We start from the raw sequence: 25,381 nt of genomic DNA on the forward strand, positions 1-25,381 counted from the left end.
CCTTAATTTCCCTTTTTAAATTTTTAAATTATGCTTTATTTTTGCTTAATTTTCAAGAAAAATTATATTTTAAACTGAACTTTTAAAATTTCTTTTAATTCATTTACCGCTTTAATATTTTCTTGAATTTTAAATGGTTCTTTAAAAGCAAAATCAATCGTTTTATCAAGATGTAAATAACAATGTTCAGGCTTATTAAAAGCTCCAAAAGCAACCTTTAAAAGCAAATTCTCATCTTGTTTGTAGATGCTTTCAAAATGCAAGAAAAAATTATCTTTTTTTATAGTAATATTTTTAAAGTTCTGCTCTATTTTTTTTAAATCCTCTCTAGAAAATTCAACCGATGAGAGATTAAATTCATTTAACTCATAATTTTTACAGTCTTGGTTAAAATTCCACACCCAAAGATCATATATATTTTTTTCTTGCTTTTTCCATCTATCTTCATATTTGCTTGAAATTTCTAAATTTTCATTTTTTCTAAGACTAAATTTTGGCGCAGGAAAAGTCAAAAATTGCTCTAAAGTAAAATTAAAATACTCAAAACTATCTGTTCTAAGCTCAAAACGACCATTTTGAACTAAAACCCTAGCACATTCTTTGCAAAAATCTTTCCCAATAACTCGCCTATGAGGCTTTTTGTCCCAAGGAACAGGAAAATGTAAAAAAATCTTTTCAACTGATTTTGATTTTAATACACTCAATAACAATCTCGCATCACTTTGGATTAGCAAAATATTATTTACATTTTGTGCCTTAGCAAGTTTAGCTACTTGAGTTAAAGCTGGATTGTAAATTTCCACCCCTAAAGTTAAAACATTCGGATTTTCTTTTGCTTGATAAAGCAAATGTCTTCCTGATCCAAAGCCTATTTCTATATAAATTTTACCTTGAAGTCTAGATAAAAGTTCATCAAAGCTATCAACAATAAATGGTGTTTTTTCAATTAAAGCATTGTTTTTAAGTCCAAAAGCTTCATTGATAATATCCTCACAAAAACCTTCTTTAAAGATTTTTAAAGCCTTTTGTAGATAACCTATTTTAGAAGGTTTTGTATGTTTATCGCCTTTAATCACAAAACCATTTTGTGCTTTTTTAATCTGCAGAAAAAAACTCTCTTCTTGAACCTTTGTATAAATAAGACTAACATTATCATTCTTAGCAAGCCAAAGAAATTCAACATCATCCTTACTATAAGGCAGATTTATTTCTTTGATCTTTTTGCTTTTAAAATTTGGCACTACTGAGCCGCCTTAACTTTGCTTGAAGGTTCTGAACGAAGCCCAGCCGAATCAATAGCAATAACTTCATAACTATATTCCACCCCTGGTAAAGCTTTTACATCTTTTAATCGCTTTTCTTTAATGCCTTTAAAAACTGCATTTTGCTCTCCACCATAGCGTCTTACTTCATATTCAACAGCTCTAGTATCATTATCACTCCATTCTAAATTTATCCCTTCGCTTGTGCTTTGGGCCAAAATAATACTAGGAGCCAAAGGATTATCTAAAGTTCTACCCTCTACACCATCTTTTGGCATAGGACTTTCAAGACCATCTTTATCCACTATTGTTACTTTATAATACTTGCTTTTACCTGCCCCTTCTACTATATCCTCATAAGAATTTTTATCAGTCTTTGCCAAAACACTAAAAGGAAGGAAGCTTGAGCTCGTAGAATAAACTTTATAATAAGAAAAATCTTCATATGTAGGAGCATCCCAAGTTAAAATGATTTTATTAGAACCATCTGTGCTAGCACTTAAATGCTCAACTTGAGGGGGTAAAGCCTTGCTTGTAGAACTTACAACCTGGCTTGGCTTACTCTTTATCCCATTAAAACTCACAGCAATAATTCTATAACTTGAATTTTCATTAGGTTTTAAATCACTATCGATGTATTCAGCGTTTAAGCGATTTTTTACTTCTGCAATTTTTTTAAATTCTTTATCATCACCTTTGGTTCTTTCAATAATATAAGAATCAACCCTAAAATCAGGATGCGGACGCCAAATAAGTTTAATACGATTAGGCAAATTAGTCACAGCTTGAATAAAAGGAACAGCTTCAAGTCTTGGAGCTGTGCTCACTTCTATAACCTTGCCATCTTCTGAAATTTGTCCTTGCTCATTAAAGCTTTTCATCATATAACGATACTTAGTACCAGGCTCTAATTTAGTATCTACATAATGAGTTTGAAACTTATCTTTAATAGTGCCTACAAGTTTAAAATCAGGATTTTCATCACTAGAACGATACAAATAAAATCCTTTGATATTTTCATTATATAAAGGCTCCCATTCAAAAGCAATATTACTCATATCACTAAGACTTTTTAAACTTTCAACCTTTGGTAAGCTTTCATTTACGGCAGACTCTTTACTTGAAGCTAGCGAATTCATTTGCGAAACACTACAAGCGCTAAGCAAAAGAGTTAAAAAACTCAAGTAAAAACTCAAGCGAAATCTTTTCATCATTCTCTCCTAAATTAATTTGTTCAAACATAATGTTTTTAAAATCTTCCATCAAAGGTGCTTTAACAAAAATTTGCTCTTTGGTTTTTGGATGGATAAAATACAAAAAATAAGCATGCAACATTATCCTACAATCATACTTACCCTTATAACCATACAAACTATCGCCCAAAATATGGCGATTTAAACTAGCCAAATGCGCTCTAATTTGATGAGTTCTTCCTGTAAAAAGCTTAGCAGCCATCAAAGTTAAATTTTCAGTTTTTACTACATTTATGAAAGCTGATTTTGCATTTTTACTGAATTTATTTTCCTTATCTATGGCTATTTTTTTAATAGCATTAGAAGGCGAACGCATTAAAAATTTTTCTACTATAATTTTATCTTCTTTTAGTGGCAAATCAATTAACGCAAGATAAATTCTTCCCATGCTTTTATCTGCAAGCTGTTCGCTTAATCTTTGGTGGGTGAAATTATTTTTCGCTATTAGTATAGCCCCACTTGTATCTTTATCTAATCTATGAACAAGACCAGCTCTTATCTCTCCTCCTAAATTTGATAAAGTATATTTTTTTTCTATTAACCAATCCACCAAAGTGGCATTTTTAACACTACTTGCTCCATGAACGACTAAATTTGAAGGTTTATTTAAAACAAGCAAATCTTCATCTTCGTATAACACATCAATATCAAAATCCACTTCAAACTGAGGTTTTATCTCATCGTAAAGCTTTAAACTTACAATAGAAATAATATCACCATTTTTAAGCTTAAATGAATTTTTATCTTGAATTTTATCATTAACCTGTACGCAATCTTTTTCTATAAGTAAAGCAACTTGATTGCGACTTTGGTTTAATTTTTTAGCCAAAAACACATCAAGCCTTGAATTTTCATCTACTAAAAAAGTTTGCATTTTTTCCTTGGAGGTTTTGATAAATTTAAAATTTTAGTTTATAATTATAGCTTTATATTACTAACTGAAGGCAAATTTTGTTTAGATTAGATAGAAGAATTTTAACTCATTTTGACTATATGCAACCCATTTTATTTTTACCCATAATTCTTATTTCATTTTTCTTGATCTTTGAAGCTAATCCTTTTTTAGCAGAAAAACAGTTTGTTTATGCCTGTGTGGGATTGTTTGCTTTTATGGTTTTTTTCTTCTTTCCCATAAGGAAATTTATTTGGATTATTCCTGTTGCTTATTGGATTAATATTTTTTTATTGCTAAGCGTAGATATTTTTGGGGTTGAAAAATTAGGTGCTAAAAGATGGCTTGAAATTCCTTTTACTCACTTTACTATACAACCTTCTGAAATTTTTAAACCTAGTTTTATTTTAATGCTTGCTTATCTTATTTATCAAAATCCTCCTCCAAAAAATGGATACAAACTTAAACAATTCATCAAACTTAGCTTTTACATCATCTTACCTTTTTTGCTAATTGCAAAAGAACCTGATTTAGGAAGTGCTATGGTTTTACTACTTGTTGGTTTTGGAGTTCTTTTTATCATGGGAGTTCATTATAAAATTTGGTTAAGTATTGTTATAGCTATAAGCATTAGTTCTCCTATTATTTATACACATCTTTTAAAGCCCTACCAAAAACAAAGAATTCATGATTTTATTTCAGAAAAACCAAGTTATCAAGTAGCCCAATCAATGATAGCCATTGGAAATGGTGGTTTAACTGGAAAATCTCAAGATGAAGCTACGCAAACTCATTTTAAATTTTTACCTATTTCAACAAGTGATTTTATCTTCGCTTACATGATAGAAAGATTTGGATTTATTGGGGGATTGACATTAATTATATTTTATATTTTACTTATTTTTCATCTACTTAGTTTAAATTATAAACTTAAAGATGATTATTTTACTAGAGTTGCTATTAATTGTGTTGCATTATTTATTTTTATTTATGCAGCAGTAAATATCTCAATGACTATAGGTTTTGCACCAGTAGTTGGAATCCCTTTGCCTTTTTTTAGTTATGGTGGAAGTTCTTTTACTATTTTTATGATTTTTTTTGGAATTTTACAGCATTTAATCACTTTTAGATATTTTTGGACGGATATAAAGGCTAAATAAAATATTTTTAAGCATTAATAAGATATAATTTTATCTTTTAATTCAACTTTAGGCGGATTTATAGCTCAGTTGGTTAGAGCAACCGGCTCATAACCGGTTGGTCGCAGGTTCGAGTCCTGCTAAATCCACCATTCTATTATAAGCTATAGACTCTCTCTCTTTAAAATAATAATTTTTAGTCCTTTAAATATTTTGGTCTTGTGTAAAAAAATATGTGATGTGATTTTTTGAAAGATATAGTGGTGGTTAGAGGCAGAATCGAACTGCCGACACGCAGATTTTCAGTCTGCTGCTCTACCGACTGAGCTATCCAACCACTTAGTTTGATAAAGTAAAAATGTAATTGTATCTTTTTTTCTTTAATTTAAGTTTAAATACAAAAATAAAATTTTATTTCCCTTAAAGTTTTAATAAGATAGAATACCCGCTTTAGATCATTATCAAATGGAAATTTTTTGAAACAATTTGGACTAGATAGACGAACTTTTAAAATTTTACTAGCTGGTTATATTATTATTGCATTGTTTGGGGCTTTATTGCTACATTCAAGCTGGGCACATACAACTCCTATTGATTTTTTAGATGCCTTTTTTACAAGCACATCTGCTGTTAGTATGACAGGATTAGCAGTTAAGAACACTGCGGTTGATTTTACCTTAGCAGGACAAATTATTATCTTAGCTTTGGTGCAAATTGGAGGCTTGGGATATATGGGTATAGGTTTGTTTGTTTATATACTCATACGCAAAAAAGTTGGTTTTAGTGCAAGAAATTTACTAAAAGAGTCTTTATTTTATCCATCAATGGATGGTTTATTTAAATTTTTTAAAAAGGTTTTACTGTTCATTTTTACTATAGAATTGGTAGGTGCTATACTTCTTACCATGCGTTTTGCCCTTGAAATGAATTTTAAGAAAGCTTTATGGTTTGGAATTTTTCATTCTATTAGTGCTTTTAATAATTCTGGATTTACCATATTTGAACATGGACTTATAGCTTACAAACATGATATAGCAATTAATCTTATTATCACTTCTTTGATTATTATTGGAGGGCTTGGATATTTTGTTTTGGTTGAATTATACTTTTTTCAAAGAAAAAAATTGCAAAATTTAAGCCTACATACAAAAATGGTTGTTATTGCAAGTATTTTTCTTATTTTCTCTTCAACGCTTATTATTTTTGCTTTTGAATACTCAAATCCTCAAACTATAGGACATTTTTCATTTTTTGATAAAATTTTAAGCTCATATTTTATCGCTATTAATTACCGCACAGCAGGATTTAACACCTTAGATATGGGACATTTGCATGATGCGAGCTTATTTTTTGGATCATTGTTTATGGTTATTGGTGGTGCACCAGGAGGGACAGCTGGGGGTATGAAAGTAACAACTGTAATGGTTTTATTACTCTATGCTTATTGGAGTATCCGCGATGGAAGAGTTAGAATTTTTGGACATGAAATTCCAAGAGAAACTATATCTAAAGCTTTTATTATAGCTGTAGGTTCAGCTGTTTATATAGTAATAGCTGTTATTTTGCTTTCCTTGCTAGAGTCAAAATTTGATTTTATAGCCTTGCTTTTTGAAACTTCTTCAGCTTTTGCAACCGTAGGAATTTCAGTAGGAAATGGCGGAAATTTATCTTTATGCGCTTTATTTAGTGATCCTAGCAAGGTGATTATCATCATTATGATGCTAAGTGGCAGGATAGGTGTTTTTGCTTTTTTACTCTCGGTATTCAAACAAGACAAAGCTATTCATTTAAAATTCCCTGAAGGAAAAGTTAATTTATAAAGGTAAAATCGTGAAAAATCTTAATTATGGAATTATAGGACTTGGAAAATTTGGCTCAGTTGTAGCAGATGAACTCATTATTGGAGGTCATACTGTTATCGTTGCGGATAAAGATGAGGAAGCTTTAAAAAGTATACAAAATCCTCCAAGCTATGCTTATATTTTAGATTCTACAAATATTTCAGCCCTAAAAGAAGCAGGCTTTCATGATGTTGAAGTTGTTATTGTTAGTATAGGAGAAAATGTTGAAAAATCAATCCTTACTCTTATGGCACTTAAAGATATAGGTGTTAAAAATATCATTGCCAAAGCAACCTCTAATATCCATGGTCAAATTCTTTCTAAGTTAGGCGCAACAAAGGTTATTTATCCTGAAAAAGAAAGCGCTAAAAGACTAGTAAAAGAATTTTTAACCAAAGATGCCGATTATGAAGTTTTTGATCTTTCAGCAAATACTATACGAGCTATTAAGATCAATATAGATGAAAAACTAGCAGGAAATTCTTTAAAACATGTAGCACAAAATATGAAAGTGATTTCTTATAAAAAATTAAATAGCGACTGGGAAATATTGCCTGATTTAGAAACCACAACAGTTTATAGTGGAGATGTTGTAATACTTCTTGGAACAGTTAAAGAACTTAGAGAATTTGAATACTAATCAAGATTTAAAGCCTTGCAAGCCTTTACAAAACGCTTTAAGGCTGTTTTTTCTTTAGTAGAAATTTTATGATATATAACTTCATCTAAATAATATCTAACATCTTTTATATCCAAATCCCTTGTTTTGGCATAATTTTGCAGTATATAATAAGGAATTTTAATCTTTGTTTTTGGAAATTTTTTCAAAATTTGTTTATATAAAGCTTTTTTTTGCACACAAGAGAATCTAGCAAAAACAAAAGGCAACCCTGTTTTTTCGTGCCATTTTGCACATAAATCGATATATTTAGAAGAATCTTTTAGATAAAGCTTTAAAGCCTTATCACCTATAATTACTTTTCCATCTTGTTTTAATACTTTAGCTAAAGCATTTGAAGTTGCTGAACTTGGATCTTTAGCATTTGATGTATTTTTTTCTACTAAAACACTTAAAACTCTTTTATTAGCACAGATACCCAAATCTAAATTTTTATATTTTTTTCTAGCACTTTCTATGCTTGAAATGATAGCTGCATCAATTCTTCTATAAAATAAATCTTTATTTAGCTTACTTGGAACTCCTTTTTTATACTCCATGCTTGCTTTATAACCATTAGGTAAGGGATATTTCTTAAGATATATATGTAAAGGCAAAAGATTAATATAATCAATTTTTCCAAAAATCATCTCTTTTAAAGAGTGTTAAACACTCTATCTCCTGCATCTCCAAGTCCTGGTATAATATAACCTTTTTCATTTAAACCTTCATCAATACAAGCCACAAAAACTTCTACATCATCATGCATTTGGCTAAATTTTTGCAAACCTTGTGGAGTAGCAAGTATGGATATAAATTTTATTTTTTTAACTCCTTGGCTTTTTAAAAAATTACAAGCCTCTATAGCAGTTCCACCTGTAGCAAACATAGGATCTATGACAATAGCGGTGCGTTGTTTTGCATCTTTGGGAAGTTTTTGAAAATAAAAATCCGCCTTTAAAGTTTCTTCATTTCTTACAAATCCCAAAAATCCAACACTTGCATCAGGAATCATCTTAAAAACACTTTCAAGCATTCCTAATGCAGCTCTTAAAATAGGGCAAATCATAATTTTTTCATCAAGTTTTTTTACTGTAGTTTTTTGTATAGGTGTTGAAATTTCAATTTCTTTTAAAGAAAAATCTTTACTCGCTTCAAAAAGCAAAAAAGATGAAATTTCATCGATTAACATGCGAAATTGAAAGGGCTTTGTCTCTTTAGCCCTTAAAATTCCTAATTTATGTTCGATCAATGGATGATTGATACAATGAATATTTTTCATTTTAAGCTTTCAAAATAAGCTTTCTCGTTAAAATTTTTCACCTTAGCCACACCATCTTTTACCGCAGCTGCTGCTACAGCTGTACTTACTGCAGCTTTTACTCTTTCATCAAAAGGTTTTGGTATAACATATTCTCTTCCAAATTCTAAAGCGCTTAAATTATAAGCCTTTTTAACTGCATCACTTACAGGAAGTTTTGCAAGATCTGCTAATGCTTTAGCAGCAGCTACTTTCATATTTTCAGTGATTTTACTTGCACGCACATCTAAAGCCCCACGGAAAATAAAAGGAAAACCTAAAACATTATTGATTTGATTTGGATAATCACTTCTTCCTGTTCCTACAATCGCATCTTTTCTAAGTCTAGCCACATCTTCAGGCATCACTTCAGGGATAGGATTTGCCAAAGCAAAAATTACAGGATCTTTTGCCATACTTAAAACCATTTCATCATCAAGAATTTTTGGCGCACTAAGTCCTAGGAAAACATCAGCTCCTTTTAAAACTTCTTTTAAAGTCTTTTCCTTAGAATCAACAGCAAATTCAAGCTTTTGAGGAGTTAAGTCATTTCTATCCTTAGAAACAACACCTTTGCTATCTACTAAAATAATATTTTCGACCCCTAAATTTCTATACATCTTAGCACTTGCTATACCTGCGGCACCTGCGCCACTTACAACCACCTTAATGTCTTTAAATTTTTTACCGCTTATCTCCATAGCATTCATAAGTCCCGCAGTTGAAATAATAGCCGTTCCATGCTGATCATCATGCATTACAGGAATTCCTAAATCTTGCAAAGCCGCTTCAATTTCAAAACATTTTGGAGCAGCTATATCTTCTAAATTTATCCCACCCACAGTCGGAGCCAAAGCTTTGCAAAAATTTACAATCTCTTCCACACTATGAACATCAATTTCTATATCATAAGCATTAACATTTGCAAATTTTTTAAACAAACAAGCCTTACCTTCCATAACAGGTTTTGAAGCCTGTGCTCCTATGTTTCCAAGTCCTAAAACAGCAGAACCATCGCTAACTATAGCTACCAAATTAGCCTTATTTGTATAAGTATAAGCAAGCTCATTATCTTTAGCGATTTCAAGGCAAGGTTCTGCAACTCCTGGGCTATACGCCAAAGATAGATCATGACTTGTAGCCATTGGCTTACTTGGGACAATATCAATTTTCCCACCTAAATGGTATTTTAAAGCTTCTTCTTTTAAATTCATTTTATTTTCCTCTAACTTTTAAAAAATTTTCTATTCTTTTTTTACACTCATCAACCCCTAAAAATTCTAATACTTCAAAAATACTAGGACTTACCGCACTCCCTGTTAAAGCTATGCGTATAGGCTGAGCCAAATCTTTTAACTTTGCTTCTTTTTTTTCTAAAAAATCATTTGTAAAATCTTCAAAATCTTTACCTGTTTTTTGATCTTTAAGTGTATTAGCAAATGCTTGAAGCAATTCTAAATTATTTTCGTTAACAAATTTTTGCACTGCATTTTCATCATAATTTTGCGGCGTATTAACTATGCTTTTTGCACCATTGATAATATCATGCAAGGTTTTTGCACGCTCTCTTAATAAATCAAGTAAAAATCCTGCCTTTTCATAAACAGATAAATCAAAACCAAGATCTTTAAGCTGACGGTTAATCTCTTCAAAAGGTAAAGTTTTAATATAATGAGTATTAAGCCATTCAAGCTTTTTAGCATTATAACAAGATGCGCTTTTATTAATATGATAAGGATCAAAAAGTTTTTTCAAATCTTCTAGCGAAAATACCTCATCATCACCATGACTCCAACCTAAACGCACAAGAAAATTAAGCAAAGCTTGAGGTAAAATTCCCATTTCTTTGTATTCCATGACATCAGTTGCCCCATGTCTTTTTGAAAGCTTTTTACCATCTTCTCCATGTATCATAGCCACATGAAAAAATTTAGGAATTTTAAAACCCAATGCTTCATAAAGTACAATTTGTTTAGGAGTATTTGAAAGATGATCATCCCCACGAATCACATCACTTACTCCCATTAAAGCATCATCAATAACAACAGTAAAATTATAAGTTGGAGTTCCATCACTTCTTGCAATGATAAAATCATCCATTATATCCTCTGCTTTAAATTTTACCTCGCCTTTAATCCCATCTTCAAAAATAATCTCGCCGCTTTGAGGTGCTTTAATACGCACAACAGGTTCTATACCCTGAGGTGGCGTGCCTTTAAATTCTCTATATCTTCCATCATATCTTGGGCGCTCTTTGGCGGCTTCTTGCTTGGCGCGTAATTCTTCTAATTCTTCTTTACTCATATAACAATAATACGCCTTGTCTTCATCTAAAAGCTTTTTGACATATTCTTTATAAAGATCAAAACGCTCTGATTGATAAGTTACTTCTCCATCATGTTCTAAACCGCACCATTTAAAAGCTTCGATAATTGCTTTAGTAGCTTCTTTGGAATTTCTTTTTAAATCCGTATCTTCAATACGAAGTAAAAAATTTCCACCATTTTTTCTAGCGTATAAATAATTATAAAGAGCTGTTCTAAGTCCACCTATGTGCAAATACCCTGTTGGGCTTGGAGCAAAACGCGTTGTAAGTTTTTCGTGCATTTTTTGCCTTTTCTTAAATTTTTATTGATATAATGCGATATTTATACTTAAATAAAGGTTTGAAATGAAAAAAATTTTATTAAGTTTTGCATTTTTTGCAAGTTTAGCTAGTGCAAATACCATTAATGCTATAGCTGTAGTTGTAGACAAAGAGCCTATTACAACTTATGATATAGATCAAACTATGAAAGTACTTAAAATTGATAGAAATCAAGCTTTAGGCGTACTCATCAATGAAAAAATGGAAATTTCACAAATGAAACAACTGGGTATTGTAGTCAATGATCTAGAGCTTGATGATGCTATAAATAAAATGCTTGCTCAAAACAAAACTACTTTAAATGCTTTCAAAGCAAATTTAAAATCCAAAAATCAAAGCTATGAACAATTTCGTGCAAATTTAAAAAAAGATTTAGAAAAAAGAAAGCTTTATGAAAAAATCGCAAGTATGGCAAAAACTGATTTTAGTGATGATGGAGCAAAAAAATTTTTCGAACAAAATAAAGATAAATTCACTTTTTATACACAAATTAATGCAAATATTTATTTATCAAACAATCCTCAAACTTTAGAAAATATCAAAAATACAAAAAAAACAATCCTTAAACCACAAAATGCATCTTTAAACACAAGCAATGCCGATCCAAGACTTTTAGGGCTTTTATCGCAAATTCCTGTTGGAGGCTTTTCCCCTGTTTTAAATGGAAAAAATGGCTATGAACTTTATGAAGTTAAAAGCAAAGATGGAGCACAAACTCCTGAATACGAACAAGTTAAAAATGAAGTTTTAAACGCTTATGTAAGCGAACAAAGACAAAATTTCATACAGGATTATTTTGATAAACTCCACTCTAAAATCAATATAGAATATTTAAGATAAAAATTACAATTAAAATTTCCCTTTAATAGGGAAATTTTAATGTCTTGCAAGATAATTTGTATCGTAATTATTATTAATAAAATCAGGATTTTCCATCATAGAAAGATGAAATTCTTTGGTTGTTTTTATCCCACTTATAAGTAACTCATCTAAAGCTACTTTCATTTTTGCAATAGCTTTATTGCGATCTTCTGCCCAAACTACAAGCTTACCTATCATAGAATCATAATAAGGAGGCACGCTATAGTCTTGATAACAATGACTTTCCATTCTGACATTGCGTCCTGCGGGTGGAATGTATTTAGTAATCTTACCTGGACTTGGCAAGAAAGTTTTAGAATCTTCTGCCGTGATTCTACATTCTATAGAATGCCCATTAAGCTTAATACTTTCTTGAGATGGCAAGGCATAACCTTCTGCCACCTTAATCATTTGTTCTATGATATCAATCCCACTTACCATTTCACTTACACAGTGTTCAACTTGCAAACGCGTATTCATTTCTATAAAATAAAAGTCTAAATTTTTATCAACTAAAAACTCAAAAGTTCCCGCACCTTCATATCCTATAGCTTTGGCTGCCTTAATAGCAGTTTCATGAAGCCTAGTGCGTGTTTTTTCATCAAGCAAAATCGCGGGAGATTCTTCGATAAGTTTTTGATGGCGTCTTTGCATAGAACAATCTCTTTCACCCACATGAATCACATTACCAAAACTATCTCCTATAACCTGCACTTCTATATGGCGCGGATTTTGAATATATTTTTCCATATACATAGTTCCATCGCCAAATGCTGTCATAGCCTCGCTTTCAGCTGACCAATACGCTTTTTCAAGATCTTTTTCATTTTCAACCACACGCATACCACGACCACCACCACCTGCAGCTGCTTTTAAAATCACAGGATAGCCTATTTCTTTAGCAAGTTTTTTAGCTGCTTCAGCTCCTGCTAAAGCCCCATCACTTCCTGGGATTACAGGCACGCCTGCTCTTTGCATTACTTGTTTAGCTTTTGATTTATCACTCATTAAATTCATAGCTTCTACAGAAGGACCTATAAATTTGATGTTATGTTTAGCACAAATTTCAACAAAATTTTGATTTTCACTTAAAAATCCATATCCTGGAAAAATCGCATCTGCTTCAGCAATTTCAGCTGCTGTGATAATAGCTGGGATATTTAAATAACTTTCAGAACTTCTTGCTTTTCCTATACAAATGCTTGCATCAGCGTATTTTAAATATAAAGCATCTTTATCTGCTTCAGAATACACACAAATTGCTTTTTTACCCATTTCTTTAATCGTTCTTAAAGCGCGTAGTGCTATTTCTCCACGATTAGCAATTAATATGCTTTTAATTTCCATTTTATAATTTCTCCACCGCAAATAAAGGCATTCCAAATTCTACAGGCTGACCATCAGCAACTAAAATTTCAGCGATCCTGCAATCAAATTCCGCTTCAATTTCATTCATGATTTTCATCGCTTCGATAATAGCTATAGTATCGCCTTTTTTAACCGTGCTACCCACTTTTACAAAAGGTGCTGCACCTGGGCTTGGAGCTTGATAGAAAGTTCCCACCATAGGGCTGTTTATACTTGGCTTGTTTGATTTTGCATTTTGGCTAGGTTGAGCTTCATTTACAACACTTACATTGATAGGTTGTGGAGCTGGAACTGGAGGACAAACAGGAGCTGGAACATCGCAACACATATCTCTTTCAAGTTCTATTTCAAAACCATCTTGTTCTTTGATCTTAATTTTACTAATATTTGCTTCAGCAAAAAGGTTTACTAACTCTTTAATTTCTTCTTTTGTCATAAAATTCTCCTAAAATTTAAGAACTTAATCTTGTATTATATAAAAAAACTTGAAATTTAACTTTAAAAAAGAAAAAAATCATAAAAAATATAGATTTTTTAGGTTATAATCCTTATAAAAAATTACAAATATTAAAAGGTTAAAAATGGGCTTAAAAGCAGATAACTGGATAAGAAAAATGGCATTAGAATACAAGATGATCGAGCCATTTTGCGAAGCAAATATAGGAAAAGGTGTAATAAGCTATGGACTTTCAAGTTATGGCTACGATATACGCGTAGGGCGTGAGTTTAAAATTTTTACCAATGTTAATTCAACCGTAGTAGATCCAAAAAATTTCGTAGAAGAAAATGTAGTAGATTTTGAAGGTGATGTATGTATAGTTCCTGCAAATTCTTTTGCCCTAGCTAGAACTATAGAGTATTTTAAAATGCCTGATGATGTTTTAGCTATTTGTCTTGGCAAAAGCACTTATGCAAGATGTGGTATCATCGTCAATGTTACTCCTTTTGAACCAGGTTTTAAAGGACATATCACTATAGAGATTTCAAACACTACGCCTTTACCTGCAAAAATTTATGCCAATGAAGGCATAGCACAAGTGTTGTTTTTACAAGGCGATGAAAAATGTGATACCACTTATAAAGATAAAAAAGGCAAGTATCAAGCCCAAACTGGCATAACCTTGCCAAGAATTTTAAAATAGGAACACTTGTTGCTTTAATTTTAAAAAAACTTAAGCAAAGGAAGGCAAAATGTTTAACAAAAAAAATATCTTAATCACAGGCGGAACAGGCTCTTTTGGAAAAACCTATACTAAGGTTTTGCTAGAAAATTATAAACCTAATAAAATCATCATTTATTCTCGTGATGAGCTTAAACAATTTGAAATGGCAAGCGTTTTTAATGCTCCTTGTATGCGTTATTTCATAGGAGATGTAAGAGATAAAGAGCGTTTAAGTGCTGCTATGCGTGATGTGGATTTTGTTATACATGCTGCTGCGATGAAGCATGTGCCTATTGCTGAATATAACCCTATGGAATGTATAAAAACAAACATACACGGTGCGCAAAATGTCATCGACGCTTGTTTTGAAAATGGAGTTAAAAAATGTATCGCTCTTAGCACAGATAAGGCTTGCAATCCTGTAAATTTATACGGTGCAACCAAACTTGCAAGCGATAAGCTTTTTGTCGCTGCAAACAACATAGCAGGCAATAAACAAACACGCTTTAGCGTTACAAGATATGGCAATGTTGTAGGTTCAAGAGGTTCAGTAGTGCCTTTCTTTAAAAAACTCATCAGCGAAGGAGCTAAAGAACTTCCTATCACCGATACAAGAATGACTCGTTTTTGGATCTCTCTTGAAGATGGAGTGAAATTTGTGCTGAGTAATTTTGAAAGAATGCACGGAGGAGAAATTTTCATCCCTAAAATTCCTTCGATGAAAATCACCGATCTAGCCCATGCTTTAGCTCCTAATTTAAGTCATAAAATCATAGGTATAAGAGCAGGAGAAAAACTACATGAAATCATGATTTCAAGCGATGATAGTCATTTAACCTACGAATTTAAAAACTACTATGCTATAAGTCCGAGTATTAAACTTGTGGATAAAGATAATGACTTTAGTATCAATGCCCTAGGTGAAAAAGGGCAAAAAGTAAAAGATGGTTTTTCTTATAGTTCGGATAATAATCCTTTATGGGCAAGCGAAAAAGAACTTTTAGAAATCATCAATCACACTGAAGGTTTTTAAAATGCTTACTTATTCTCATCAAAACATCGATCAAAGCGATATAGATACGCTTACAAAAGCTTTAAAAGATGAAATTTTAACAGGGGGTAAAAAGGTAGATGAATTTGAAGAAGCCCTTTGCGAATATGTGGGTGTAAAACATGCTTGTGTATTAAATTCAGCTACTTCAGCCCTTCATCTTGCCTACACGGCACTAGGTGTCCAAGAAAAAATCGTTTTAACCACCCCTTTAACCTTCGCTGCTACGACTAATGCGGCCTTAATAGCTGGAGCTAAGGTAGAGTTTATCGACATTAAAAACGATGGCAATATCGATGAAAAAAAACTAGAAGCAAGACTTTTAAAAGATAGTAAAAATATAGGAGCTATTAGCGTGGTGGATTTTGGGGGAAATAGCGTTGAAATAGATGAAATTTCAAACCTTGCTAAAAAATACAATATCCCTTTAATCGATGATGCAAGCCATGCTTTAGGCGCCTTATATAAAAGTGAAAAAGTAGGAAAAAAAGCCGATCTTTCTATCTTTTCTTTTCATCCTGTTAAACCCATCACTACTTTTGAAGGTGGAGCCGTGGTGAGTGATAATGAAGAGCTTATCGCTAAAATCAAGCTTTTAAGAAGCCATGGCATAATTAAAAAAAGGCTTTGGGATAGTGATATGGTAGAACTTGGCTATAATTACCGCTTAAGTGATGTTGCTTGTGCTTTAGGGATAAACCAGCTTAAAAAACTCGATCACAATCTTGAAAAAAGAGAAGAAATCGCAAAATTTTATGATAAAGAATTTGAAAAAAATCCTTATTTTTCTACGATAAAAATCAAAGATTATAAAAAAAGCTCGAGACATTTGTATCCTATTTTGCTTTTTCCTGAATTTTATTGTCAAAAAGAAGAACTTTTTGAAAACTTACTTCATGCAGGAGTTGGTGTACAGGTGCATTATAAACCGACTTATGAGTTTAGTTTTTATAAAAAACTCTTAGGAGAAATCAGACTCCAAAATGCGGATAATTTTTACAAAGCCGAGCTTAGCATACCTTGTCATCAAGAAATGAATCTAAAAGATGCAAAATTTGTAAAAGATACTTTATTTAGCACTCTTGAAAAAGTTAAAAAGGGATATTGTGGATAAGCTAGACTTTAGAAGTCAAGATTTTGGCCAAACTGGAAAGGCTATGTATGAACTAGCTTGTGAACTTTTTCCTATCCCTAGAAGCATCACAGGGCAAGGTTTTAGAGCTAGCTTAAAAATTTTAAATAAAACTCTGGGGGGGGGTATACTCAAATTTCACTCTATTAAAAGTGGTACAAAGGTTTTTGACTGGATAGTCCCTGATGAATGGAACGCCAAAGAAGCCTATATCATTACTCCAGAAGGAGAAAAAATTTGTGATTTTAAAAAGCATAATCTACACCTTCTAAACTATAGCGAAGCCATCGATCAAGAAATCGAACTAGAAGAACTTCAAGATCATCTTTACTCCATAGAAGAAATGCCTGATGCTATTCCTTATGTAACGAGTTATTACAAAAGGCGTTGAGGATTTTGTCTCACGCACAATGAAAGAAAAAAACTTAAAAAAGGCAAATACAAGGTCTATATCGATGCAAAACATGATGAAAATGGGGTTTTGGACTATGCTGATTTTATCCTACCTAGCACACAAAATTCAAAAGATGAAATTTTAATTTCAACTTATCTTTGTCATCCTTCCATGGCAAATAACGAGCTTAGTGGTCCTGTGGTGGCTATTTTTTTAGCAAAATGGCTTTTGAGTTTAAAAGAAAGAAGATATAATTACCGCTTTGTAATCATCCCTGAAACCATAGGCTCTATAGTCTATCTTAGCAAACATTTAGAGCATTTAAAAAAACATGTTAAAGCAGGCTTTGCGCTTTCTTGCTTAGGCGATGATCATGCTTACTCACTCATACACACACCCAAAAAAAACACTCTAAGTGATAAAGTTACCTTGCATACGCTTAAAAATAAAAAAAATTTCAAAGCTTTTAGTTTTCTAGATCGTGGAAGCGATGAAAGACAATACAATGCTCCGCTTGTAAATCTTGGCATAGTAGGGGTATGTCGCACAAGATACGGTGACTATGATGGATATCATAACTCAAAAGATGATCTCAATTTTATCTCTGAAAAAGGCTTAATGGGTGGACTTTCAAGCATACAAGAAATGATTTTAAATCTAGAAATCAACGCTGTATATGAAAACACCATAGTATGCGAACCTAATCTTGGCAAAAGAGGACTATATCATACCCTTAGCACTGCCAATGACATTCCTTTGGCTTGTAATTTTCTAGCTTACTGCGATGGAGAGAATGATATCATCGATATAGCCAATATCTTAAATATGCAAGCTTATGAATTTAAAGAGCTTTTGGTAAAAATCTTAGAATATAAACTTTTAAGCATAACTCATTAAATTTTTAGCATGATTATCTTTAATATCCTTAACAATTATGTCATATGCCCTAGATAAATCAATTTTCTTAATGCAAAGATTTTCAAATTTTTTAAGTTCCATCACATTTTCTTTTATAAAAAGATCTTCCAAACCATTAACATCCGTTAAAACTCCATCTTTGCGAACAAACATATCATAAGTTTTTAATTGCGTAAATCCCTTTTCATCTGTATATAAAGCCTCAAAACTTTTGTTAAAGCGATAATCCACTTTTAAACATTCTTCCACATAATGCACAAAGGTAAAAGAATCTTGCAAAGGCAAATTTACAATAATCATTTTTGTATTATTTTTATACATAAAAGCAAAGGGAGAATTATTATCAAAAGCTCCTTTATTCTCAAGTGCAACAAGTTCTTTTTGAAATTTTCCAGTAACCGCAAAAGAATAAATAGGGTGTTTTGTTCTTCTAAAATCATCTCTTTTAAGAGCTATATTACCTAAAGCTCCAGTTTGTGATTTAGAATTTAAAATATCATATGCCAAACCTTTACAAAAATCCCAATTAAAAGTATGAATAGCTAATGTATCTACATTATCTTTCATACAATCTAATAAAAAATTTAATTTTTTTCTATTATCTCCATCTATATTTTGCAAAAATTGCATTAAATTCCCTGTAAATAAAATAAAATCATCTTTATTTAACTCTAAGAAATTTATAAATCGTATTATCTTTTCCATGTTAAAACCTAAATAAAATATTTTATAATTAATGAAAAATTTTATGATACAATATATTAATTTTCAACATTCTTAAGAAAGTGCTATACAATGGAAAAACAATTTTATGGAATTTTAGAAAATATCCTTGAAATCAAAGTAGATGAAAATACAAATTTAAGCATGGAAAATTGTAAAAACTGGACTTCTTTAGCTCATATTGATATCATTATGAGCCTAGAAGAAGAATTTGAAATCAAATTTAACAAAGAAGATTTAAGCCTCTTAAAATCTCAAAATGAACTTTTAAAAGCTATTAAGGAAAAATTATGTTAAAAAATACTAAAAAACTATTTAAACTCATAGAAGAAAAAAATGCTTTGCATAAAAAATGTTTAGATGGATTACAACTTTCAGATGAAGAGTATAATGATTTAGAAAAACTTATCATCTATTATAAAGATACATTGAACATCAATCTAGAAGAACAAGCTAAAAGTTATATAGTTGTACTCAATGACACTCTAGAAGAAACTAAATATTTTATAGAATTTGGAAAATATAGATATAGCACTTTAGCAGAAGTAGAAAATATGGTATATTTCAATGAAAATTATATGAAGCAATACATGGTGGGACTTGCTATATCTTCTTTTATTTGGAATGCTCATATTGAAGTTAGAAGATATTTTGCTAAATATATAGATAAAAAACAAGATCGAAAAAGCACTTATCTTGAAATCGGTCCTGGTCATGGAGAATTTTTTGTTAAAGCACTAAGAAGTCAAAAATTTATAGAATATTATGGAATAGATATTTCTCCTATAAGTTGTCAAATGAGCAAAGATATGGTAGAAAATCAATTTGGAGCAATTAATCAAAATAATTTTAAATGTGATTTTATATGTAAAGATTTCACTAAATGCAATTTCAACAATAAAGCAGATTTAGTTGTAATGGGAGAAGTTTTGGAGCACGTAGAGCAACCTTTACAGTTTATGAAAGATGTGAAAACTTTACTTAATGATGGTGGAGAAATTTTTGCAACCATCCCTATCAACGCTCCTGCTATTGACCATATTTATTTATTTTCCCATCCTGATGAAGTTAAAGATTTGCTTAAAAATGCAGGTTTAAAAATCAAAGAATGTGAATATTTTATGGCAAATAATTATTCTTTAGAAAAAGCATTAAAAACAAAAAATGCTATTGTTATGGCAGTGGTTTTGGAAAAATAATGAATCTTTTCTCACCCCATTTAAAACGCAATGAGCTTATAAAATTTGCCAAAGAATTAGACTTTAGTAAAAGTCAAGATCTTCTTATCAATATCCATAGAAATCATGCTTTTGAAGGAGTGCAAAGTATCATTACTCCTTTTTTACATTTTGCCAATTTAAAAGCTGAGTTTAATTTCAGCTCTTATGATGATAGCTTAAGTTTTGATAATTTTAAAGAAGCTAGTTTAGAACTTTTATGGCTGGATTTAACCCGTTATAAAAATAATGTGCAAAATTTTCTAGAAGAAAGACTTTTAGCATTAAGAAAAATTTCACAAAGCCCTATTTTAGTCCTTAGTTTAGGAGAATTTAAAACAGATAAAAAAATTTTAAATTGCGAAATTTTTAATGTGGAAAAACTCATAAAAGAGTATTTTGATGAAGAAGATATTTTAGACTTAGCTAAAGAAGAACTTACAGGCTCTAAACTTAATAATAAAGCCTTGATTTTTTTAGCACAAATTTTAGGACTTAGCCTCATCCCTGCACTCATAAAACCTGCTCTTAAAGCTCTTGTACTTGATCTTGATAATACCTTGTATCAAGGAATTTTAGGTGAAGAGGGTATAGATAATCTTAATTTAAGTCCTTTGCACAAAACCTTACAAGAAAAAATTAAAACTTTTAAAAAACAAGGATTTTTACTTGCCCTAGCTTCAAAAAATGAAGAAAAAGACACAAAAAAACTTTTTGAAATAAGGAAAGATTTCATCTTGCAATGGGATGATTTTGATGCTAGAATGATCAATTGGGAACCAAAAAGTGAAAATATCTTAAAAATTGCTAAAAAATTTAATATAAATACTAATGCCATGCTTTTTATAGATGATAATATCGCCGAGCTTGAAAATACCAAATTTACAGGTGTTAAAACACTTTTATGCGATGAAAATATACTTTATAAAATCAAGCTTTTTCCTAATCTTTTAAAACTTTCAAATACCAAAGAAGATCAAATTCGTGCCAAAGATATAGCAGCCAATGCTTTAAGAGACGAGCTTAAAAGTTTAAGCGATGAAGAATATTTTCAAAATCTTGAAATCAGCTTAAATTTTAGCAAAAATGATCTGCAAAATATCCCTCGCATTAGCGAACTTTTAGGAAAAACCAATCAATTTATCGCTAATTACACACGCTTAAATCAAGAAAAAGTCGCACAACACATGCAAAAAGAACTCATTGTAAGTGTGAGCATGAGTGATAAATTAAGTGATAGTGGGATTATCGCTATTTTTGTTTTTTCTTGCAAAGAAGGAAATTTATTTATCGATGATCTTTGTATTTCTTGTAGGGCTTTAGGTAGAAAACTTGAAACTAGAATGTTTTTTAAAGCCTTTGAACTAGCTTTAAATTTCTTTGATCTTAAAAACAATAATGCAAGGCTTTACTATCAAAAAGGCGAAAGAAATATGCCATTTTTAAGCTTTTTAGAACAAATTTCTAAAGAAATTGAAAAAAACTCAGCCCTTGTTTCATTTCAAAATTTAAATTTTAAAGGACTTATAATCCATGAAAACTAAATTTGATAAAGCCAAAATTTCAGGCATTTGCGTAAGCGTACCTGAACATAAAATTTGCATTGATGATGAGTTAGAGAGCGTTTTTTCAAACGATATCAAAACCCTTAAAAGAATGAAAAAAGTCATAGGCTTAAACACGCGTTATATTTGCGATGAAAACACTTGTGTAAGCGATCTTGGAAAACACGCAGCCAATACACTTTTGCAAGGTTTAAATATAGATAAAAATAGCCTTGATGCACTCATTGTAGTAACTCAAAGTCCTGATTTTTTCATGCCTTCTACGGCTTGTTATTTACATCAGCTTTTAAATTTAAGTTCTAAAACCATAGCTTTTGATTTGGGACAAGCTTGTGCAGGGTATTTATATGGCTTATTTGTCACTCATTCTTTAATACAAAGTGGCTTAGGTAAAATTTTACTCATTTGTGGGGATACTTTAAGCAAATTCATCCATCCTAAAAATATGAATTTAGCCCCAATTTTTGGCGATGGAGTAAGCGCAACTTTGATTGAAAAAACGGATTTTAATGAAGCTTTTTTTGAACTTGGAAGCGATGGGAGATATTTTGATAAACTCATCATTCCAAAAGGTGCGATGAGAATACCTAAAGCAGATATTTTTAACAATGATTCGCTCATGCAAACTGAGGAATTTAGACAATTAGAAAATCTTTACATGGACGGAGCAAATATTTTTAATATGGCTTTAGAATGCGAACCTAAAAGCTTTAAAGAAATTTTAGAATTTTCCAAGGTAGAAGAAAAAGACATTGCTTTTCATCTTTTTCATCAATCTAATGCGTATTTGGTTGATTGTATTAAAGAAGAATTAAAACTTAATGATGATAAAGTTCCTAATTTCATCATGGAAAAATACGCTAATTTAAGTGCTTGTTCGCTACCTGCCCTACTTTGCGAGTTAGATACTCCAAAAGAATTTAAAGCGAGTTTAAGTGCTTTTGGTGCAGGGCTTAGCTGGGGAAGTGCGGTGTTAAATTTCAAGGATTTATACACAAAAGATATTTTAATTTACACAAAGGAGAAATAATGACAAAAACTGAATTTTTAGAAGAGCTTAAAGAAGCTATGCATAGAGATGAAGACTTAAATGAAGATATACTACTTGATGATATAGATGAATGGGATAGTTTGGCTTTTGTATCTGTGATGGTGCTTTATAAAAATCTTTTTGCTTTAAAAATCACAGCCGAGGACTTGAAAAATTGTCAAAAAGTGAGTGATTTAATCAATTTAGCAAAGCTTGATTAAAACCTTTAAGGTTTTAATCTTTTATCTCTAATTCAAATTTATCTCCCGCATCTTTAAATATAAACACTTTATTTCCACAAGGATAAGAGATGGAATTTTCTCGCATAAAAGATTTTTTTCCTTGTAGTTTTTCAAGCATTAAAGGAAGTTCTTTTCTAAATAAGGCTTTATCAGGTATACCACAACCATGATCTAAATTTTTAATAAATTTTCCATCAATTTTATTTTCATCTATCAAATTTAAGGTTACATCGTAACCTAAAATTTTTAATATTTGCATGGTTTGTTCTTTAAAATTTGCTGGAGTTAAAGGATCTTCTTTACTATGATAACTCACATAAATAATATTTTTATTATTAAAAAAATAAGGTGAATTTTCTTTACGTGTCCAATGGGTTTTTACAAAACATTCTATTAGAGTATTTGGATCATTAAATACATAATCACAACCGTTCTCCATTTCTCTTCCTAAAATATAATTTAAAGGCGGCAAAGCCGAACCTGAATTATCAATCACACCATCCACATACCAAGGAGCTATCTTTGCTATGAGTAAAGATAAGTATCCTCCATAAGACCCACCCCCATAAATTTTTGGTAAATCTGCAAATTCTGGAAAGCGTTTAACTAAATCTTTTAAAGCATTGATATGATCAATAGCTGCCATAATACCAAAATTTTGATAATCTCCATTAGGTGGGATAAAAGTTGAAGTAAATTTCGCTTGATAATTTTGTACTAGTTTTCCTTGTAATTTTAAAGTAGTAATACAATGATCTAAATGATGATAATATTCTAAAGCATTATTAGAATTTAAATTTCTGCCATCAATGTTAAAATCATTCAATACTTTAGAAAAATTTTCCAGATCTTCTTCTAAAAATTTTGCACTTGCATCGTATTTTAAAACATCTGAACGTCTTTGACAAAAACAATGATAAAAAACATTTATTGTCACTACATCAAAATTTTTAGCAATATAATTTCTATAAGAATCTAAAAAATATATATTTGCATTAGTTCCATAACCTCCTATGACAAAAACTATAGCTTTGAGATCTTTTTCATCATCATAACTGATGCGATATTCAAGCTTACTGGTTCTTTTAATGCCTAGTTCTACATCATCACAAGAATCAATTTCAAAGGTTTGATTTATGAGCATATAAAGGCCTTTTTTATTAATTTATCGATATTATATTACAAAAAACTAAAAAGGTAAATCATGACAACCCATATCTACGATTTTTTAGAAAAAAGTTTAATCAAATTTAGCAAAAAAACAGCTTTTGTAGAACCCTTTGCCAAGGAAAGAAAAGAAATCACTTATAAAAACTTTGATCTTTTTTCTAAAAAACTAGCCAGTGAAATTTTAAGAACTTTAGGAAATGATAATCCTATACAAGCTCCTGTTTTAATCATCTTGCCTAAAGGGATTGATTGTTTAATTTCATTTTTTGGAGTGGCATTAAGTGGAAATTTTTATACCCTTTTAGATGAAAAAAGTCCTAAAGAAAGAATAGAAAAAGTTATAGAGGTTTTAAAGCCTAAACTTTTTATCACTTCAAAGGACTTAAATTTTAACTTAGATTTGCCTACGCTTTATACACAAGATTTTGAAAGTTTTAATATAGATGAGAGTTTGCTAAAAAATGCCAAAGAAAAACACATAGATACTAATTTACTCTATGTTCTTTTTACAAGTGGGAGCACAGGCATTCCTAAAGGAGTAAGCATAGCTCATAAGAGTGTGATTGATTATACTTTTTGGGTATGTGAGACTTTTAAATTTGATGAGAATGAAATTTTAGCCAATCAAGCACCATTTTATTTTGACAATAGCATTTTAGATATTTTTTCAAGTGTAAAATCAGGAGCAACTTTACACCTTTTACCTAATCATCTTTTTGCCTTTCCAAATAAAATTTTAGAATGCCTTGAAAAAGAAAAAGTAAGCACTATATTTTGGGTGCCTTCAGTGCTGATTTATTTTGCAAATACTGAAGCTTTGAATAATTTTAGTTTAAACGCCTTAAAAAAGATACTTTTTTGTGGTGAAATCATGCCTAATAAACAGCTAAATATTTGGCGTAAACACTTACCCAATGCTTTATTTGCCAATCTTTATGGTCCAACAGAAATCACTGATGTGTGTTCTTTTTATATCATAAATCGCACTTTTAAAGATGAAGAACTTTTACCCATAGGCAAAGCATGTAAAAACACAGAACTTTTAGTTTTTGATGAAAATATGAATTTCATAAGTCCTAAACAAATAGGCATTAAAGGGGAGCTTTACGTGCGTGGAACTTCTTTATCTTTAGGGTATTATAATGACAAAGAAAAAACCAAACAAGCTTTCATACAAAATCCTTTGCATGATAATTATTTAGATTTACTCTATAAAACAGGAGATATCGTTTCTTATAATGAATTTGGCGAACTTTTATGCTATGGAAGAGCGGATAATCAGATCAAATATATGGGGCATAGGATAGAACTTGGAGAGATAGAAAGTGTGATCAATTCTCATGCAAATATAAAAAATAGCGCTTGTATTTTTAAAGAAAATATTATTTGTTTTTATGAAAGTGAAAAAGAGATTAATGTTAAAGCTTTTTTAAAAGACAAATTACCTTCTTATATGATCCCAAAAAATTTTATTAAAATCGAAAAATTTAAGCTTAATCAAAATGGTAAAATCAATAGGAAAGCCTTAAAAGAACTTGTTTAAATAAATATTTTA

Annotated in this window: 24 protein-coding genes, 2 tRNA genes and 1 pseudogene; 15 read left to right on the top strand and 12 right to left on the bottom strand. The window is 30.7% G+C overall.

Translation table 11 applies throughout. The features are described from left to right. Positions 1-62: 62 nt before the first annotated feature. Genes trmB through AJ881_RS07025 form a run of 3 tightly spaced genes read right to left on the bottom strand, consistent with a single transcriptional unit; the run spans position 63 to position 3,389 of the window. Positions 63-1,241, bottom strand: coding sequence for a tRNA (guanosine(46)-N7)-methyltransferase TrmB (gene trmB / locus AJ881_RS07015; protein WP_070283082.1), 1,179 nt, complete (start codon positions 1,239-1,241; stop codon positions 63-65). Further along, entirely contained in the window at positions 1,241-2,476 is a 1,236-nt protein-coding gene (locus AJ881_RS07020; RefSeq protein ID WP_083259465.1) for a fibronectin type III domain-containing protein, read from the bottom strand. The genes trmB and AJ881_RS07020 overlap by 1 nt, the downstream gene beginning before the upstream one ends. Beyond that, positions 2,421-3,389: an RluA family pseudouridine synthase gene (locus AJ881_RS07025; protein ID WP_044780130.1), complete on the bottom strand. Its 969-nt coding sequence runs from the start codon at positions 3,387-3,389 to the stop codon at positions 2,421-2,423. The genes AJ881_RS07020 and AJ881_RS07025 overlap by 56 nt, the downstream gene beginning before the upstream one ends. A gap of 77 nt (positions 3,390-3,466) precedes the next feature. Between AJ881_RS07025 and AJ881_RS07030 the strand changes: the two genes are divergently transcribed. Together AJ881_RS07030 and AJ881_RS07035 are read left to right on the top strand one after the other, a co-directional pair. Beyond that, positions 3,467-4,567, top strand: a complete 1,101-nt coding sequence (locus AJ881_RS07030; RefSeq protein WP_002861973.1) for an FtsW/RodA/SpoVE family cell cycle protein — start codon at positions 3,467-3,469, stop codon at positions 4,565-4,567. A 54-nt stretch (positions 4,568-4,621) separates the two neighbouring features. Further along, positions 4,622-4,698: transfer RNA gene (locus AJ881_RS07035), tRNA-Ile, on the top strand. Positions 4,699-4,807: 109 nt separating this feature from the next. Here the strand turns inward: AJ881_RS07035 and AJ881_RS07040 are convergent. Beyond that, a tRNA-Phe gene (locus AJ881_RS07040) sits at positions 4,808-4,883 on the bottom strand. A 139-nt stretch (positions 4,884-5,022) separates the two neighbouring features. Between AJ881_RS07040 and AJ881_RS07045 the strand changes: the two genes are divergently transcribed. Together AJ881_RS07045 and AJ881_RS07050 are read left to right on the top strand one after the other, a co-directional pair. Then, positions 5,023-6,366 carry a TrkH family potassium uptake protein gene (locus AJ881_RS07045; RefSeq protein WP_070283080.1) on the top strand — a complete coding sequence of 448 codons (1,344 nt, stop codon included), beginning with the start codon at positions 5,023-5,025 and terminating at the stop codon, positions 6,364-6,366. A gap of 10 nt (positions 6,367-6,376) precedes the next feature. Next, positions 6,377-7,027 (top strand): potassium channel family protein, encoded by a 651-nt coding sequence (locus tag AJ881_RS07050; RefSeq protein WP_070283079.1) that lies wholly within the window; start codon positions 6,377-6,379, stop codon positions 7,025-7,027. Here AJ881_RS07050 and AJ881_RS07055 read toward each other — a convergent pair. From AJ881_RS07055 to gltX, 4 genes are read right to left on the bottom strand one after another with little or no spacing between them, the layout of a single operon-like run. Continuing rightward, positions 7,024-7,695 (bottom strand): menaquinone biosynthetic enzyme MqnA/MqnD family protein, encoded by a 672-nt coding sequence (locus tag AJ881_RS07055; RefSeq protein WP_044778991.1) that lies wholly within the window; start codon positions 7,693-7,695, stop codon positions 7,024-7,026. The genes AJ881_RS07050 and AJ881_RS07055 overlap by 4 nt on opposite strands. A 5-nt stretch (positions 7,696-7,700) precedes the next feature. Next, on the bottom strand, positions 7,701-8,327 hold the full coding sequence (gene upp / locus AJ881_RS07060; RefSeq protein ID WP_002861977.1) for a uracil phosphoribosyltransferase: 627 nt from the start codon (positions 8,325-8,327) through the stop codon (positions 7,701-7,703). Then, on the bottom strand, positions 8,324-9,559 hold the full coding sequence (locus AJ881_RS07065) for a malic enzyme-like NAD(P)-binding protein (protein WP_044780586.1): 1,236 nt from the start codon (positions 9,557-9,559) through the stop codon (positions 8,324-8,326). Before AJ881_RS07065 ends, upp begins: the two co-directional genes overlap by 4 nt. 1 nt (position 9,560) lies before the next feature. Continuing rightward, positions 9,561-10,952 carry a glutamate--tRNA ligase gene (gltX, locus tag AJ881_RS07070; protein WP_044780588.1) on the bottom strand — a complete coding sequence of 464 codons (1,392 nt, stop codon included), beginning with the start codon at positions 10,950-10,952 and terminating at the stop codon, positions 9,561-9,563. A 64-nt stretch (positions 10,953-11,016) separates the two neighbouring features. Here gltX and salC point away from each other — a divergent pair, with 64 nt between their 5' ends. Further along, positions 11,017-11,832: a peptidylprolyl isomerase SalC gene (salC, locus tag AJ881_RS07075; RefSeq protein WP_070283078.1), complete on the top strand. Its 816-nt coding sequence runs from the start codon at positions 11,017-11,019 to the stop codon at positions 11,830-11,832. Between the two features lie 36 nt (positions 11,833-11,868). On the opposite strand, the gene AJ881_RS07080 is transcribed toward salC, so the two are convergent. Beyond that, the gene (locus AJ881_RS07080; RefSeq protein ID WP_070275047.1) at positions 11,869-13,200 is read right to left on the bottom strand and encodes an acetyl-CoA carboxylase biotin carboxylase subunit; all 1,332 of its coding nucleotides are present in this window, start codon (positions 13,198-13,200) and stop codon (positions 11,869-11,871) included. Between the two features lies 1 nt (position 13,201). After that, on the bottom strand, positions 13,202-13,657 hold the full coding sequence (accB, locus tag AJ881_RS07085) for an acetyl-CoA carboxylase biotin carboxyl carrier protein (protein WP_002861982.1): 456 nt from the start codon (positions 13,655-13,657) through the stop codon (positions 13,202-13,204). A gap of 145 nt (positions 13,658-13,802) precedes the next feature. Between accB and dcd the strand changes: the two genes are divergently transcribed. The 4 genes and pseudogenes from dcd (at position 13,803) to AJ881_RS07105 (ending at position 17,858) form a co-directional block, all read left to right on the top strand. Then, a complete protein-coding gene (gene dcd, locus AJ881_RS07090; RefSeq protein ID WP_070283077.1) occupies positions 13,803-14,363 on the top strand; it encodes a dCTP deaminase in 561 nt (186 codons plus the stop codon). A gap of 49 nt (positions 14,364-14,412) precedes the next feature. After that, a complete protein-coding gene (gene pseB / locus AJ881_RS07095; RefSeq protein WP_070283076.1) occupies positions 14,413-15,417 on the top strand; it encodes a UDP-N-acetylglucosamine 4,6-dehydratase (inverting) in 1,005 nt (334 codons plus the stop codon). A gap of 1 nt (position 15,418) precedes the next feature. Then, complete coding sequence (gene pseC / locus AJ881_RS07100; RefSeq protein WP_070283074.1) at positions 15,419-16,549, top strand: UDP-4-amino-4,6-dideoxy-N-acetyl-beta-L-altrosamine transaminase; 1,131 nt, start codon at positions 15,419-15,421, stop codon at positions 16,547-16,549. Next, positions 16,542-17,858, top strand: a pseudogene (locus tag AJ881_RS07105) (DUF4910 domain-containing protein). Before pseC ends, AJ881_RS07105 begins: the two are co-directional and overlap by 8 nt. On the opposite strand, the gene AJ881_RS07110 reads toward AJ881_RS07105, so the two are convergent. Continuing rightward, the gene (locus tag AJ881_RS07110) at positions 17,841-18,584 is read right to left on the bottom strand and encodes an AAC(3) family N-acetyltransferase (RefSeq protein WP_044780594.1); all 744 of its coding nucleotides are present in this window, start codon (positions 18,582-18,584) and stop codon (positions 17,841-17,843) included. The pseudogene AJ881_RS07105 and the gene AJ881_RS07110 overlap by 18 nt on opposite strands. Before the next feature lie 90 nt (positions 18,585-18,674). Between AJ881_RS07110 and AJ881_RS07115 the strand changes: the two genes are divergently transcribed. From AJ881_RS07115 to AJ881_RS07135, 5 genes are read left to right on the top strand one after another with little or no spacing between them, the layout of a single operon-like run. Then, on the top strand, positions 18,675-18,899 hold the full coding sequence (locus tag AJ881_RS07115) for an acyl carrier protein (RefSeq protein WP_070283072.1): 225 nt from the start codon (positions 18,675-18,677) through the stop codon (positions 18,897-18,899). Beyond that, entirely contained in the window at positions 18,893-19,801 is a 909-nt protein-coding gene (locus tag AJ881_RS07120; RefSeq protein WP_070283070.1) for a class I SAM-dependent methyltransferase, read from the top strand. The genes AJ881_RS07115 and AJ881_RS07120 overlap by 7 nt, the downstream gene beginning before the upstream one ends. Beyond that, a complete protein-coding gene (locus AJ881_RS07125) occupies positions 19,801-21,363 on the top strand; it encodes an HAD family hydrolase (protein ID WP_070283069.1) in 1,563 nt (520 codons plus the stop codon). The genes AJ881_RS07120 and AJ881_RS07125 overlap by 1 nt, the downstream gene beginning before the upstream one ends. Then, positions 21,353-22,414 carry a beta-ketoacyl-ACP synthase III gene (locus AJ881_RS07130; RefSeq protein ID WP_070283067.1) on the top strand — a complete coding sequence of 354 codons (1,062 nt, stop codon included), beginning with the start codon at positions 21,353-21,355 and terminating at the stop codon, positions 22,412-22,414. The genes AJ881_RS07125 and AJ881_RS07130 overlap by 11 nt, the downstream gene beginning before the upstream one ends. Further along, positions 22,414-22,635, top strand: a complete 222-nt coding sequence (locus tag AJ881_RS07135; RefSeq protein ID WP_070283065.1) for an acyl carrier protein — start codon at positions 22,414-22,416, stop codon at positions 22,633-22,635. The genes AJ881_RS07130 and AJ881_RS07135 overlap by 1 nt, the downstream gene beginning before the upstream one ends. 13 nt (positions 22,636-22,648) lie before the next feature. On the opposite strand, the gene AJ881_RS07140 is transcribed toward AJ881_RS07135, so the two are convergent. Then, positions 22,649-23,800: a DUF2920 family protein gene (locus tag AJ881_RS07140; protein WP_070285353.1), complete on the bottom strand. Its 1,152-nt coding sequence runs from the start codon at positions 23,798-23,800 to the stop codon at positions 22,649-22,651. 60 nt (positions 23,801-23,860) lie between these two features. Here AJ881_RS07140 and AJ881_RS07145 point away from each other — a divergent pair, with 60 nt between their 5' ends. Next, a complete protein-coding gene (locus tag AJ881_RS07145; protein WP_070283062.1) occupies positions 23,861-25,369 on the top strand; it encodes an AMP-binding protein in 1,509 nt (502 codons plus the stop codon). The last annotated feature ends 12 nt before the right edge of the window (positions 25,370-25,381 follow it).

This window comes from Campylobacter sp. BCW_6460 (assembly GCF_001762705.1).
GTDB classification, from domain to species: Bacteria; Campylobacterota; Campylobacteria; order Campylobacterales; family Campylobacteraceae; genus Campylobacter_D; species Campylobacter_D jejuni.